The sequence below is a fragment of the Rothia sp. CCM 9417 genome (assembly GCF_048513575.1).
Lineage (GTDB): Bacteria > Actinomycetota > Actinomycetes > Actinomycetales > Micrococcaceae > Rothia.
Window position 1 is genome coordinate 13776 of record NZ_JBLXXT010000004.1, and the last position, 15121, is coordinate 28896.

At 56.5% G+C, this 15121-nt stretch carries 12 protein-coding genes and 1 tRNA gene; 12 read left to right on the top strand and 1 reads right to left on the bottom strand.

Annotated elements, in window-relative coordinates; all coding sequences use genetic code 11:
• Nucleotides 1-32 precede the first annotated feature (32 nt).
• A complete protein-coding gene (locus tag ACN082_RS06325) occupies nucleotides 33-746 on the bottom strand; it encodes a GntR family transcriptional regulator (protein ID WP_419100010.1) in 714 nt (237 codons plus the stop codon).
• A 244-nt stretch (nucleotides 747-990) separates the two neighbouring features.
• On the opposite strand from ACN082_RS06325, the gene ACN082_RS06330 reads away from it, so the two are divergent.
• From ACN082_RS06330 to ACN082_RS06385, 12 genes are all read left to right on the top strand, one after another.
• Nucleotides 991-2904, top strand: a complete 1914-nt coding sequence (locus tag ACN082_RS06330) for a propionyl-CoA synthetase (RefSeq protein ID WP_419100116.1) — start codon at nucleotides 991-993, stop codon at nucleotides 2902-2904.
• 226 nt (nucleotides 2905-3130) lie between these two features.
• Nucleotides 3131-3991, top strand: a complete 861-nt coding sequence (locus ACN082_RS06335) for a ParA family protein (RefSeq protein ID WP_419100011.1) — start codon at nucleotides 3131-3133, stop codon at nucleotides 3989-3991.
• A 203-nt stretch (nucleotides 3992-4194) separates the two neighbouring features.
• Complete coding sequence (locus ACN082_RS06340; protein ID WP_419100117.1) at nucleotides 4195-5127, top strand: segregation and condensation protein A; 933 nt, start codon at nucleotides 4195-4197, stop codon at nucleotides 5125-5127.
• Nucleotides 5120-5965, top strand: coding sequence for an SMC-Scp complex subunit ScpB (gene scpB, locus ACN082_RS06345; RefSeq protein ID WP_419100012.1), 846 nt, complete (start codon nucleotides 5120-5122; stop codon nucleotides 5963-5965). The genes ACN082_RS06340 and scpB overlap by 8 nt, the downstream gene beginning before the upstream one ends.
• 41 nt (nucleotides 5966-6006) lie before the next feature.
• A complete protein-coding gene (locus ACN082_RS06350; RefSeq protein ID WP_419100013.1) occupies nucleotides 6007-7056 on the top strand; it encodes a pseudouridine synthase in 1050 nt (349 codons plus the stop codon).
• Entirely contained in the window at nucleotides 7056-8177 is a 1122-nt protein-coding gene (locus tag ACN082_RS06355) for a prephenate dehydrogenase (protein WP_419100014.1), read from the top strand. Before ACN082_RS06350 ends, ACN082_RS06355 begins: the two co-directional genes overlap by 1 nt.
• Nucleotides 8178-8187: 10 nt before the next feature.
• On the top strand, nucleotides 8188-8859 hold the full coding sequence (gene cmk / locus ACN082_RS06360; protein WP_419100015.1) for a (d)CMP kinase: 672 nt from the start codon (nucleotides 8188-8190) through the stop codon (nucleotides 8857-8859).
• 85 nt (nucleotides 8860-8944) lie between these two features.
• Nucleotides 8945-10522: a ribosome biogenesis GTPase Der gene (der, locus tag ACN082_RS06365; protein ID WP_419100016.1), complete on the top strand. Its 1578-nt coding sequence runs from the start codon at nucleotides 8945-8947 to the stop codon at nucleotides 10520-10522.
• 317 nt (nucleotides 10523-10839) lie between these two features.
• Nucleotides 10840-10913, top strand: a tRNA-Pro gene (locus tag ACN082_RS06370).
• A 286-nt stretch (nucleotides 10914-11199) separates the two neighbouring features.
• Nucleotides 11200-11664, top strand: coding sequence for a hypothetical protein (locus tag ACN082_RS06375; protein WP_419100017.1), 465 nt, complete (start codon nucleotides 11200-11202; stop codon nucleotides 11662-11664).
• Between the two features lie 876 nt (nucleotides 11665-12540).
• Nucleotides 12541-12852, top strand: coding sequence for a hypothetical protein (locus ACN082_RS06380; RefSeq protein ID WP_419100018.1), 312 nt, complete (start codon nucleotides 12541-12543; stop codon nucleotides 12850-12852).
• 531 nt (nucleotides 12853-13383) lie between these two features.
• A complete protein-coding gene (locus ACN082_RS06385; RefSeq protein ID WP_419100019.1) occupies nucleotides 13384-15042 on the top strand; it encodes an L-lactate permease in 1659 nt (552 codons plus the stop codon).
• Nucleotides 15043-15121: the final 79 nt, after the last annotated feature.

The window sequence follows — 15121 nt, forward strand, 5'->3', positions numbered from 1 at the left end:
TAATCCTTTCAACAACAGTGGGTTACTTGGTTTTAGGCTGTGGTGGCTGATCCTGCGGTGATAGTCGAAGGCTGAGGCGGGGACTGCTCGAACTGGATCTGTTGGTTTTGTGAGTTTGCCGCCTCCTCAATGGCATAGAGAGCCTTGGCCAGGTGGAGCCGGACGGCGGCCTCGGCTAACTGCTGATCTCCTGAGGCGATGCACCGGGCTATCTGCGCGTGTTCCTCAGCTGCTTGGGCCAGCCGAATAGGGTTGGCCTTGGAGAGCTTGCGGATGCGGGTCAGCTGGGTTCGCAGGGAGGCTTGGGCCTGGTGCAGGTAGCGGTTATCCGCAGCCCTGTCGATTGCGCTGTCAAGCTCATCAACGAGTGCATAGTATTCGGCCAGCTGGCTACTGCCTTGGTGTAGCTCAAGGGCAGCTTGCTCAAAGGCGCTGGCAAGCTGACGGAAAGTTAGAGGGTTACCGCGGCGGGCGGCTAGGGCTGCTGCAGTACAGTCCAAGCTGGTCCGCAATTCAAAGAGGGAGTAGACATTGGCCAGAGAAATCGGGGCAACAATTACGCCCCGCCCAGGGGCAGGTTCAGCTAACCCCTCAGCAAGGAGCCGGGAAATTGCTTCCCGGACAGGGGTGCGTGAGACTCCCAGCCGTTCAGACTGCTCGACTTCAGCAATCACAGAGCCGGGGGCAAGCATTCCCTCCATGATGTTGCTACGCAAACTTTGATAGGCAAGCTCGCCTGCTTTCATGGCTACCTCTCCAGCTCAACTATGACTTCTAGCACTGGTGTGCAGATGGGATTACTCTAAAACACCGCCGGGGATTTTGTATACATAAAGTTTGAAAAATATGGTTTATGGCGAAATATTTGTGTCATTTTTGGGTCTAGGACAATTTTTTGTATACAAACTCTTGCTTAAGTGTGACCCTCAGCACTAGGTTGGAGTCACTTACCTCCACAACAAACAGTCCCACAGTCCTGAAGGAGTGCCCCTGGTGACAACCTACAGTGAAACCTACCGCGACAGTATCGACAACCCAGAGGGCTTCTGGTTAACCCAAGCGCAAGCCATCCACTGGGATAGGCCTCCGCACACAGCCCTGGATAGCTCAGCTGAACCTATCTACCGCTGGTTCCCCGATGGGCAACTCAACACCTGCTACAACGCTGTAGACAGGCATGTCCAAGCGGGCAAGGGTGACCAAACCGCTATTATCTACGACTCAGCCATGCTGGGTACCCGCCAACAGATCACTTACGCCGAGCTCAAAGAGCAGGTCGAACAGCTGGCGGGAGCGCTCGCATCGGCTGGAGTAGCTCAAGGGGACCGCGTCCTCATTTATATGCCCATGATTCCGCAAGCTGCTGTGGCCATGCTGGCTGTGGCACGGCTGGGCGCTGTGCACTCTGTGGTCTTTGGTGGCTTTGCTCCCAACGAACTAGCCAGTCGTATCAATGACTGTCAACCCGGCGTGGTACTTACCGCATCCGGCGGCATTGAACCCCGCCGTTACATTGAATACATCCCGGCAGTTGAAAAAGCACTGGAACTAGCAGAAGCTAAGCCTCACACGGTCTTTGTCTTTGCCCGCGAAGGCTTTGAACATTCGGTAGACGATGCCGCAGCACGCGCCCAGAAGCAAGGCACGGACGTGACCTGGCAGGACTGGGGAAAGGCTACAGAGCAGGCTAGCCCGCATGGGCCGGTACCCGTCACTGCAACTGACCCCCTGTACATCCTTTACACCTCGGGAACGACCGGCTCCCCCAAGGGCGTAGTGCGCGATAACGGCGGCCACGCCGTTGCCCTGACCTGGACCATGAAGAATATCTACGACGTTGGCAAGCAAGAGGTCATGTGGTGCGCCTCGGACGTTGGCTGGGTTGTGGGCCACTCCTACATCGTCTATGGGCCCCTGCTGGCCGGTGCAACAACCGTGCTTTATGAAGGCAAGCCTGTGGGTACCCCTGACGCCGGTGCCTTCTGGCGAGTTATTCAGGATGCCGGGGTAAAGTCACTCTTCACCGCGCCCACCGCACTGAGGGCTATCCGCAAAGCTGACCCCGAAGCAGAGCTACTGGGATCCTACGATATTTCCTCCCTTGAGCTTCTGTTTGTGGCTGGCGAAAGGCTTGACCCTGAAACCTACCACTGGGCTACCGAGAAACTGGGTGTCCCCGTGATTGATAACTGGTGGCAGACCGAAACCGGCTGGGCGATTGCGGCTAATCCGCGCGGGCTTGAAGCGCTCCCACTCAAGCCCGGTTCCCCCTCGGTGCCCTCGCCCGGCTATAACCTGCAGGTGCTCGACCCCATGGGCGAGCCGGTTGGGCCGGAGGAGGAAGGCAACCTGGCTATTAAGCTACCGCTCCCACCCGGCACCTTGCCCACCCTGTGGGGCGATGATGACCGCTACATCGCCTCCTACCTCGAAGCCTTCGAAGGCTACTACGCCACCGGTGACTCCGGCTATGTTGACCAAGACGGCTACGTGTTTGTCATGGGTAGAACCGACGACGTGATCAATGTTTCGGGGCACAGGCTCTCCACCGGTGCCATGGAACAGGTTCTTGCCGGGCACCCAGCAGTAGCCGAGTGCGCCGTCATCGGTATTGCTGACCCACTCAAAGGCCAGCGACCCGCTGGGTACGTGGTTCTCAAAGCCGGGGTAGATATTACCGAAGAAGAGCTGGCTGCCCAGCTGATTGCGAGCGTGCGGGAAAACATCGGCGCTGTTGCTGACTTCAAGGACGTCAAAATCGTTGAGGGTCTGCCTAAGACCCGCTCCGGCAAGATTCTGAGAAAGACCATGCGCCAAATTGCCGATGGTCAGGAATACAAGGTGCCCTCAACCATTGAAGACATGGGCGTACTTGACGATATAGCTAAGATTATCAAGGGCTAAGCCCAGCCCGGGGTGCTCCTGACTTCCTCCTGATGCGGGCGGTTGGGGGCACCTCCCTTTTTTGTGCGGAGCCAGGACCAAAGAACCTTATTTATCAACCGCCCTGGGGCACTGTTCCCCCCTTTTGGTGTGGAGGAAGAGGCCCCCGTGTGTGCTTGCCCTCCTTTGAGCCAGTAGACTGTTAGGTAAAAGTCTTTTATAACCGAACTGCAAAAGGTGACGTACAGTGACTGAAACAGGAGCTGAGCAGCTTGGCCCCACAGGCCGACCCCTGCGCATCTACCCGGATCCCGCGCCCCTGACGAGCCACGGGCCTGCCCGTATTATCTCCATGGTGAACCAGAAGGGTGGTGTGGGTAAAACTACCTCCACCATTAACCTGGGCGCCGCCCTGGCCGAGGCAGGGCGCAAGGTTCTGCTGGTTGATTTTGACCCGCAGGGAGCACTTTCAGCTGGCTTTGGGGCTAACCCCCACGAGCTAGACCTGACCGTATACAACGTCATGATGGACCGTAAGGTTGAGATTCGCGACGTTATCCAGAGCACCGACTTTGAGAACATCGACCTGCTACCTGCTAACATCGACCTCTCAGCCGCAGAAGTCCAGCTGGTTAACGAAGTAGCTCGTGAACAGGTACTGGCCAGCGCACTGCGCAAGGTCGAGAAGGACTACGACGTCATTCTTATTGACTGCCAACCATCGCTGGGCCTGCTCACCGTCAACGCCCTGACCGCAAGCCACGGTGTGATTATTCCTCTGATTTGTGAGTTCTTTGCCCTGCGTGCGGTGGCCCTGCTGGTGGATTCGATTGAGAAGGTTCAGGATCGCCTGAACCCCAAGCTCGAAATTGATGGCGTCCTAGCCACCATGTTCGATTCCCGTACCCTGCACTCTAAAGAAGTGCTGGCGCGTATTATCGATGCCTTTGGCGATAGGGTCTTTGATACGGTTATCAAGCGCACCGTTAAGTTCCCCGATGCGACCGTTTCGGCTGAGCCTATTCTGTCCTACGCATCGAATCACCCCGGCGCTGAGGCCTACCGCCAGCTTGCCCGTGAGCTCATCAGCCGCGGCGGCGCACCCTAACCAGAGTTACCTGCGGACAGAACGGGGTAGGTACAAGCTAGGCGTGAGCCCTACCTGCCCCGTTCTCTATGCCCTTGGCTACTTTCTGCCCTCTGGCCTTGAAAGCCGGGAACATGCAGGGGACAATGGAAAGAGTGCCTCTACCCCGCACAGGGCTGAGAGCGCACCTGGTTTGACCCCAAGGATGGAGAATCGCTGCCGTGATGGTACCGACACAAGAGGCCCCTAGCGCTCCTGCGCAGGTTCGGCCCCCCGAGCCTTTTACCCTGGCTCTGAGCAACTTTGAAGGACCTTTTGACCTTCTACTCACCCTGATCTCCCGGCGCAAGCTGGATATTACCGACATCGCTCTAGCTCGGGTCACTGACGAATTTCTCAACTACATTCACAGCGCTTTTGAGAGTGGCAGTGACGCTGCCCTTAATACCGCCAGTGAATTCTTGGTAACAGCGGCAACCCTGCTTGAACTTAAAACAGCCCGGTTACTCCCGCAGCCCGAACGCGTGCTCGCGGCCAGCCCGGAACTCTTAGAAGCCCGCGACCTCCTCTTTGCTCGTCTACTTCAGTACCGCGCCTACCGCGAGGTAGCCGCGGTGCTCGATGAAAAATTCTCGGGTGAAGCCCAGCGTTTTGCCCGTACCGTGACCCTTGAACCCAAGTTCTCCAAGGTACTGCCGGAGCTTGTTTTTGACCTGACCCCTGAGGAGTTTGCCCGTATTGCGGCCGGCGCCCTACGGCTGGATAAGGGGCAAGAACAAGAACCGCTCCCGGAGACGGTACAGACCGATCATATCTACCGGCCCGCAACAACTATTGCGGCGGAAGAAGCGCTGATTCTGGAGCGGCTGGGGCAAGCCGGTGGAGCTATCAGCTTTACTGACCTGTGCCGTGATACCGCATCTGTAGAGATTGTGGTGGTGCGTTTTCTTGCGGTGCTGGAGCTCTACAAGGAGGGGGTGCTAGAGGTAGAGCAGACCGAAACACTGGGGCCTATATATCTGGAACTCCAGCCAGAAAATGACAGTGCTGAAAACCACGGCACAGAAAATAACGGTACAGAATTAGCCGGTACAGAATTAGCCGGTACAGAATGTGGTAGCCAAACAGCTGACGGGAAGGAGTTAGACCGTGGGTAGTGCAGACTTTACCGATGATGACCTGAGGCTCCTGACCTCAGGCTCGTGGAGCTTTGACCCGGGGGAGAGTACACCCGAGTCTGCTGAGGGTACAACAGATGCGGATAAGGTCCAAGGGGAGGGAACTCCAACCCCCGAAGCCCCCCAAGACCAAGAAGCCTTACCGCCGCAGACAGCTAGCCCAAACCCTAGAAGGAAAAGCCGGCAAGAACCCGTCCTGGCTGCTTCGTCCGATGGTTTCTCACGGGTGGAACTCCAACCCGGAGGCATCAAAGCGGCTATCGAAGCGATTTTGGCGGTCGCCGATGTGCCGGTGAGCGTGCGAGAGTTTTCCGCCGCACTGATCGTCTCCGAACGAGCCGTGGAAACAGCCCTCGATGAGCTGGACCGCGAATACAAGGGTTACGACGATGGGACAACCGTCCACGAGCCACGCGGCTTTGAGCTGCGCCAGGTGGGTGGGGGCTGGCGGCTCTACTCCCGGCAGGACTTTTCCCCCTGGGTGGGGCGCTTCGTGGTGGGTGCCCAGAGCACCAAACTCACCAGGGCGGCCCTAGAGACCCTAGCTGTGATTGCCTACCAGCAACCGGCAACCCGCTCCTATCTTGCTCAGGTACGAGGGGTATCGGTCGATGCGGCGGTGCGCAACCTGCTCCACCGCGGCCTAATCGCCGAAACAGTACCCGACGAAACCGGAGCTACCCAGTACATCACCACCGACACCCTGCTTGAAAAACTGGGGCTGAACTCGCTCGATGAGCTCCCGGCCCTAGCCCCCTATCTGCCGGACCCGGCAGAGGTAAACGACCACCACAACATTGACCTAAACGCCGGCTAAAACGGCCAAGACAGAACACGACAGAAAGAAGATACAAGACGATGGCATACGGACATAATTCATCACGTGGTAACTCAAATTCACGCGGCGCTCGCCCCGGCGCGGGCCGCCCGGGTACAGGTAAAGGCAAGGCAGCCGGTAAAAAAGGCTTTGGTGCTAAGAACGCCCGTGGCGCTAAGCCCGGTGCGCCCGGTGGCCCCCGCAAGGCAGGAACCGGCAAAGGCCCCAAGTTCCGTTCAGGTACCCCCTTCGCCAAGGAAATGGGCGAATTCCGCCCGGCTAATCGTGGCACCAAAAACTTTGGCCCCCACCGCCCCCGTCGCCCCAAGAACGCACCCGTAGATCACTACCCCTTCTACGACCACGAGGGTGTACGCCTGCAAAAGGTTATGGCTCAGGCCGGTGTCGCTTCCCGCCGCGTGTGCGAAGAAATGATTGAAGAAGGCCGCGTCACCGTTGACGATATACCGGTGACCGAGCTGGGCGTTCGTGTTAACCCCGATGCTGTGACCATTCAGGTTGACGGTATGACAATCCAGACCAACGACAAGCTGGTCTACATGGTGCTAAATAAGCCCTCCGGCGTCGTCTCCGCTATGGATGATCCCGATGGTCGCCCCAACATCAGCAACTTCTTGCGTTCCTCCATGACCGAACGCGTCTTCCACGTGGGTCGCCTGGACGTTGAAACCGAGGGCCTGCTCTTGCTGACCAACGACGGTGAACTGGCTAACCGGCTGACCCACCCCTCCTACGAGGTTCCCAAGACCTACCTGGTTCAGGTGCCGGGCCCCATGGAACCCGGTATCGGTGCGGCCATGAAGAAGGGTCTGCGTCTTGAAGATGGTGTGACCCGCGTGGACGAGTTCAAGCTGGTGGACTCAACCCCCGGACACGTTCTGGTGGAAGTTACCATTCACTCCGGTAAAAACCGTATTATCCGCCGCATGTTCGAGCAGGTGGGCTACCCCGTGGAGAAGCTGGTGCGCGTAGAAATGGGACCTATCCACATCGGCTCGCAGAAGCAAGGTACCGTCCGTAACCTCTCCAAGGTTGAAATCGGCAAACTGCTGGCTTCGGTAGGTATGTAATGAGTAGCTTTGACTCTCACCTGCACGGGCCGGTGCTGGTCATCGGCACCGGTCTGCTGGGAGCCTCAGTGGGTTTGGGCCTGCGACTGAAGGGCTACACGGTCTACCTCAGCGATATTTCGCCGACAACCGAAGCCGTAGCCGAGGATATCGGAGCGGGGCTCTCCCTGCGTTCCTTGGAAGGGCAAGAGCGGGGGAGTGGCTCTGACCTTGAACCCCAACTGGTGGTGGTGGCCGCGCCCCCGGACGTGACCGCAGAACTGGTCATCTCTGCGCTGAACCGTTATCCCAAGGCTTTCGTCATCGATATTGCCTCGGTGAAGTCTGAAATCTTGGACCGGGTTCTGGCATCTAAGGCCGATTCTAGCCGTTACCTGGGCACCCACCCCATGGCTGGGCGTGAAAAGTCCGGCCCGGTGGCCGCCCGTGGCGAGCTGTTCTCTGCCCGCCCCTGGGTTCTGTGCGAGCACCCGCTGGTGCGCCCCGAACTGGTCAAGCTTGCCCAGCAGATGGCAACCGAGCTGGGCTCTACCATTACCCATCTTGACGCGGTAGAACATGACCAAACCGTCGCCCTCATTTCACACGTGCCCCAGGTGATGTCCTCACTGCTAGCTTCCCGCTTACAAGATACCCCGCTCTACGCCCTGGGGCTGGCTGGTCAAGGCCTGAGGGACACCACCCGTATTGCGGCCTCCGATCCCGGCCTGTGGGTGCAGATTCTTGCGGCCAACGCCCAACCTGTCGTCCAGAGCCTCTACGGTGTGCGAGAAGACCTGGAGCGACTGATTGCCACTCTTGAAGCTCCCACCGAGCCAGGCTCACGCCTCGATATTGCCCAGCTGATGAGCGAAGGCAACCACGGCGTTGCCCGTATTCCGGGTAAGCACGGGGGATCACCCGGCGCTTTTGCCCAGCTCACCGTGCTGGTAGATGACACCCCAGGTACCCTTGCCCGGCTACTGGCTGAGATCGGGGAACTGGGTGTCAACCTGGAAGACCTCAGATTGGAACATTCACCCGGCGCTCAGGTGGGTATGGCTGAGCTATCGGTCAACCCCAACGAACACGAAAAACTGATTGAAGACCTCACCAGCCGCGGCTGGAAAGTCGTCACATAAAGGAGAACACATGACTGAGAAGCTCGTTATCGCTATTGACGGCCCTTCCGGCTCCGGTAAATCTTCGGTGTCTAAGGCGGTGGCCCGCCATTACGGCCTGGACTACCTTGACACCGGAGCCATGTACCGCGCCCTGACCTGGTACTGCCTGGATCAGCAGGTTGACACCTCAGATGCGGATGCCCTGGTGGCTGCCGCCCGTGCCTTCCCCTACCTTCAGGGCACCAGCCCCGATCAGGAAGTGATCCAGGTCGCCGGTATTGATGTACGCGATGCTATCCGTGAACCACGAATCTCCGAGGCGGTTTCTGCCGTTGCCTCAAACCGGGACGTACGCCAGATTCTGATTGACCTGCAACGAAGTTTTATTGCCCAGGCACCGGCTGGCATGGTCGCAGAAGGCCGTGACATCACCACCGTTGTTGCTCCCGAGGCCCATGCTCGAATCCTGCTGACCGCTAGCGAAGAAGTTCGTTTGGCCCGCCGGGGCCTTCAGCTTGGCGGTACCCAAAATAAAGAACAATTAGCCGCACAGGTCTCGGCCCGTGATGCAAAGGACGCACAGGTCACCAGCTTTACCCAGGCAGCTGCCGGCGTCACCCTGGTGGATTCCTCCGAGCTGAACTTTGAAGAGACTGTTGCTGCCGTTATTTCCGCAGTTGACCAGCAACTAGGCCGCTAAACCACTGGCTACTGCCACTCCATCAACTAGACTTATCAACCAATGCACCGGCGCTAGCCGGAAACCACCACAGGAGGTATCGCCTATGAGCGAAGAACTCGCACCCCAAGACGACTATGAGGTTAAATTCCTAGCCGGCGGCACTGATGATGTATCAGACCGCCTGGCTGAAATTGACGATGAAACCGCCAACCAGCGCGCTGAAGCGCTGCTCGCCGGGCTTGAAGACTACGCACTGGATGAAGAAGACCGGGAGCTGCTGGCCTCCTGGGGCTTTGACGCCGATGAAGACGAGGACCGTGAGGCTGACCCCGTCGTAGCTATCGTGGGCCGCCCCAACGTCGGCAAATCCACCATTATCAACCGTATTCTGGGCCGCCGAGAAGCTGTTGTTGAGGACAAGCCCGGCGTAACCCGTGACCGGGTCTCCTACAAGGCTGAATGGTCCGGTAAGGACTTCACTCTGGTTGATACCGGTGGTTGGGAAGCTGATGCTCAGGGCATTGACGCTCAGGTTGCGGCTCAGGCCGAAATCGCTGTGGCTCACGCTGACGTTGTTCTGCTGGTTCTTGATGCCCTGGTCGGCATCTCAGCTACCGACGAAGCTATTGTTCGTATGCTCCGCCGCGTGGATAAGCCCATTCTGCTGATTGCCAACAAGATTGACGACGCCCACCAGGAACCCGACGTGCACAACCTCTGGTCGCTGGGCATGGGCCAGCCCTATCCCGTTTCTGGCTTGCACGGGCGCGGTCTAGCTGACCTGCTGGATGCCCTGCTTGAGGTCATGCCCGAGCATTCTCAGTACGCTGAGCCTGAAGCTCTGGGGGGCCCTCGACGTATTGCGCTGATCGGCCGACCCAATGTGGGCAAGTCCTCCCTGTTGAATAAGCTGGCTGGCGAGGAACGTGCCGTGGTTAACGACCTGGCCGGTACCACCCGAGATCCTGTTGACGAAATCGTTGAGCTAGGTGGCCGCCCCTGGCGCTTTGTGGATACCGCCGGTATTCGCCGCCGCGTCCACATGGCTAAGGGGGCTGACTTCTACGCATCCCTGCGCACCCAGACCGCTATTGAGCGCGCTGAGGTTGCTGTTGTCCTGCTCGATGTTTCAGAACCTATCTCGGAACAGGACGTCCGTATTATCCAGATGGCCGTTGATGCTGGTCGCGCTATGGTGCTGGCCTTCAACAAGTGGGACACTCTCGATGAGGACCGCCGGGAAATGCTGGAACGCGAAATTGACCGCGACCTAGCCCACGTGACTTGGGCACCGCGCGTGAATATCTCCGCCAGGACCGGTTGGCATAAGGACAAGCTGGTGCCAGCCCTGGAGCGCTCATTGGAGTCCTGGGACTCCCGTATTCCCACCGGTAAGCTCAACGCCTTCCTGGGCGAGATTGTTGCGGCCCACCCGCACCCTCTGCGTGGCGGTAAGCAGCCCCGCATTCTCTTCGGCACCCAGGTATCGTCCCGCCCGCCCAAGTTCGTGCTCTTTACCACGGGTTTCTTGGACCCGGGCTACCGCCGTTTCATTGTTCGCCGTCTGCGCGAGACCTTTGATTTCACCGGTACACCGATTGATATCACCATGCGTGTGCGTGAGCGTCGCAGTCTAGGGGAGCGCCAGAGCGGTAAGTCCGCTAAGGGGAGCCGCCGCTAGGGAGGGAGCCCTCCCTGGTCTATATGCAAGGACGCCGGTAGCTGGCCGCCAGCGGCTCCAGCCACCGGCGTCCTTGTGTGCGGGGGAGAGGCAGGCAAAGTCTGAGGACTCTTGCGCTTAGTTTCTGGTCGCCTGGTATATGAAGCTACATGCTATGGGCACGGTCGCTGACCAGTAGCAAGCACCAGCAGAACCTGGGGTGATGTAGAACACCGAAAATATGGGCACAAAGAGCTTCTTCGATTTTGCGCTGATAAATAATCTTGTGTATAGTTATCTGAGTGCTCGGGAGAATCGAAAGATTCACCAGAGACAATCGGGTTGTGGCGCAGCTTGGTAGCGCACTTGACTGGGGGTCAAGGGGTCGCAGGTTCAAATCCTGTCAACCCGACAGACAAAGCCCCGATTACTAGGGTAAAAACCTTGTAACCGGGGCTTTTTTGTGCCTACTTTTCAAGCCATGCGCCCTGTATGTGCCATCTTCCACCAAAAACCCATCACATTCTTTGGCTGTGGACTGCTAGGTCACAGAGCCTACCTTCTTCACCACTTACGGATGCCTTCTTCTCAGGCATCCCCCTATCTTTCTAGGGAATCGAGGAGTAGAAGCCTGCCTCACCCAATCCACAGGCATGGATGAAGCGATCAGTCATAGCGGCTCTTGCTAGCTTGATGCCATGACACAGCTAGAAACTCTCGCCCAAAAACTACTGACCATTCGTGAACTGAGCGCCCGCTATAGTAGCCGCTACCAGCTGGAAAGAGCCATTGCACGGGGGTGCTATAGCCGGGTAACCCGGGGCGCTTACATGCACCGGCGCGACTGGGAGGAACTTACCGGTGAGCAAGGCTACCTGGCCCGTGTGCTTGCTCTGGCCCTACAGAACCAGGGGATAATTTTCAGCCACGAGACTGCGGCTTTACTCCACGGACTGCCTCTGGCTAGTATCCCACCAAGCGTTCACATCTACAGCCCCTACCGCACCCGGGTGCGGGACTTTACCGTCCATCACGGTGAGCTGCACCTGCCCACTGACAGCACAGTTTTTAGCCCGGGGATCCGAGCGACAAGTCTGGCGCGAACTCTTGATGACATGGTCGTGGAGGCCTCTGAACCCCGGCGAACCCTAGTTCGGCTCTAGCGTCACCTCCTGTCTGATATTGCCCCCCATTCTGGCCGCGGCGAATGGGCTAGGCTTTTGAGGGGCGGTGGTTCGACATTCTTGAGGGGCCTTGAGGCTGGCTAGCTTTCCCTGGTACCAAAAGAATATTAGACATTCAGTTGATTCTTGCACTTACTCTTATTGTAATATGAATTACATCGCCAATCGCTAGGGCAAGGGAGTCCTAGAAGGAAAGGAAGTTATGTATATATTGAGGAAAATTTTAGCAGGTAATGCTACAGGTATTCTTGTTACAGGGATGGCCGAAGAGGGCGACTCCTGCGGCTTATCTCAGTGAAGAGAATATTGACTGAAGATGAGCTTCTAGCGTCAACTTCCCGGCGACGGATAGCAGATTCTTATTGAAAGCCCCTGAAGGTAAACAGTGGTATCGGGTGAATCTTTAAGAGAAACAGCGACGGATATAGATAATGGAGTAACTGTGTATCTAAATCCGGTAACTATCGGCCTGTGTGATGCTGGCTTTGGGGACAAAAATTTGAACTTTTAAATCACAGAATGATGGGGAAATAAACCTATATTGTGGCGATTCAGATAGTGGATATATATGTTAGGGAAAGGCGTGAATCTCTAGGGGAAAGTTAGCAGGGAGGGTTCGAAGGTTGTTGGGATGATTGCATGGTTTTAGCCACCCAAGCCTCTTTAGAATCTCCCGCTTACTCTGCAGAAAAACCAAGCCAAAAACCTTGCTACACTAGGCCAATAGAAGTGTATGAGGTTATCAACGGAGCGCCGGTCAAGAAAAAGACAATCAACCCGACTGTCATGATTTCTATAAATAATAAAAAGGTCATTACCTCCTATCCAGCAAATAACCATAGGTGCTAAATCATCATGGAAAGAAAATATCTGCCGGAGTTCAGTTTCTACCATACATATTTTCCATTCAATGAGCCTATATACCACATTAGCGGATTCTCGAACTATGAGGAGTTTGAAGAATATATAAATAAAATTCCTAGAAAAATTTATCAGCAGTGTATTGAGTGGGCTGAAAACTTCGAAAAAGAATTTAAGGAAGATGAAAACGGTCATTTTACATTTTCATCACAAAAAGTTCGGGCAAAAATTGACCGCGAATATATCAGACTAGCGGAGATCCTGGCTGAAGAAGGGCTGGAGTTCAAACTTAGTATATGGTGGTAATAATAAAGTCTTTTAGAGGGGTAAATATATTTGCCCCTCTAAAAGATTTTAACTATCAGGTTTTTCGTGATCCTGAACGTGCCACTCAGCAATTGACCAGGTTGCTCCTGTCTGTTCAGCAATGCACCGGACTGATAGACCTTGGGCAGGGACTTCTGCTGCCTGAAAACCAGCCAGGAGTGGCTGAGGCAACATTGGCGGGCTACTGAAACATAGAGGGGTAGGCCTGGGCGAAAAAATGTAAGCAAGTCCACTGACTTAGGGTGTAAAGGGAAAAAACCTTACCTCTGCTGTGACATAAAGACCCCAAAGCAGCTCTGACAAGGGGCAATAAACGAACAGCGTCATGTCTGCTCGGGGATAGAGCTCAGTCATAGACTTTAGTGTTTATTGACCCTAAGACGGCTGTGAGCCCACACATTGTTTATGTAATTTTTATGTTTGATTAAGTGGTAATTTAGAAGAGGAATCGTGCAAAAAGCACACAAAACCAACCATGGGGCTAGGCCCCGTACCTAAGGAACCATACACATGTGGCAGCAGGTCTATGACCCACTGAACAATCAAGCACTCTCAGCACTCCTAGCATCCGTCCCTATTCTCGCTTTCCTACTGGGACTCACCGTCTTCAAGCTCAAGGGCCTTCACGCGGCCCTGATCTCTCTGGCATCGGCTGTGGCGCTGGCCGTACTAGTTTTCGGTATGCCTTTTGCGGCCTCCATCTCCGCTATCGGTTACGGCTTCCTCTCCGGCATGTGGCCCATCGGCTGGATCGTTCTGATGGCAGTCTGGCTCTACCGCATTACCGTTCGCGCCGGTAACTTCGAAATCATTCGTAGCTCAGTCTCCGCTATCTCTGCTGACCAGCGCATCCAGGTCCTCCTGATCGCTTTCTGCTTTGGGGGCTTCTTAGAAGGCGCCGCCGGATTCGGCATCCCCATCGCTATCTGCGCAGCCCTGCTCGTGACCCTGGGCTTCGACCCCGTCAAGGCATGTCTTGTTGCCTTGCTCTCCAATGTAGCTTCCGGTGCCTACGGAGCTATCGGTATCCCGGTTCTGACCGGCTCCACCGTATCCGGTGTTCCGCAGGCTGACCTGAACGGCATGATGGTCTGGGTGCTTCAAGTTATCACCATCTTCATTCCCCTCCTGCTGGTGATGGTGCTGGATGGCTTGCGGGGCCTTAAAGAAACCGGTCTGGTAGCCCTGGGCCTTGGCCTGCTTGTTTCTGCAAGTCAGGCTGGTGTTCTGGTGATTCTGGGCCCTGAACTCGTTGACATCATTCCCTACCTGCTGGGCCTTGTCGTCCTGGCGCTGGTCATGATGAAATGGCAACCTGCCCACATCTACCGCGAACCCGGCGCACCGAGCCTTGAAGAACTGGGGAAAAACCCAACCGGGTTTACCTTCTCTGGCATCGTCAAGGCCTGGAGCCCCTTCATCATTCTTTCGATGATGATTCTGCTCTGGTCAACCCCGCTCATCAAGGGGCTGGTCAAGGCCAAGACCGCTGATGCTGCAGCTGGCGCACTGAACTTCACCACTATCCCGCTTCAGATGCCTGCCCTCCACGGTCAGATCGCCCAAGTCGCTCCCATCGTGGCCCAAGAAACCCCCATGAAGGCGGTATGGAGCTGGAACCTCCTGGGCGCTTCCGGCACAGCTATCTTGATCGCAGCGCTGATTACTATCGCTCTCTCCAACATCTCCTGGTCTGCGGCCTTTGAAGAGCTCGGTGGAGCCTGGAAGCAGCTCTGGCAGCCCATCCTCTTGATCTGCCTGGTCATGGCCGTTGCAAACGTTATGAATTTTGGCGGCATGTCCTCAGCCCTGGCGCTAGCTCTGGCCGCTGCCGGTTCAATCTTCCCGCTGCTCTCACCCGTCATCGGCTGGATCGGCGTATTTGTTACCGGTTCTGTGGTCAATAACAACACTCTCTTTGCTGGGCTTCAGGCCACCACTGCAACTCAGATTGGTGCCGCACCCAGCCTGCTGGTAGCCGCTAATACTGCCGGTGGCGTAGCAGCCAAGGCTGTCTCACCGCAGTCGATTGCTATTGCGGCCGCATCCGTGAACATGTCCGGTCAAGAGTCAAAGATCACCAACGCCGCCATCAAGTTCTCCCTAGCCTTCTTAGTCATCCTCTGCATCTGGGTTTATGTCCTGTCCCTGGTCATGCCTGCAGCCTAATGAGCATAAGCCCTAGAGCCTAGAGAGCCCGCCCACCGATCAGGAGGGCGGGCTCTTTTCTGCCCGGTAACGGAAGATA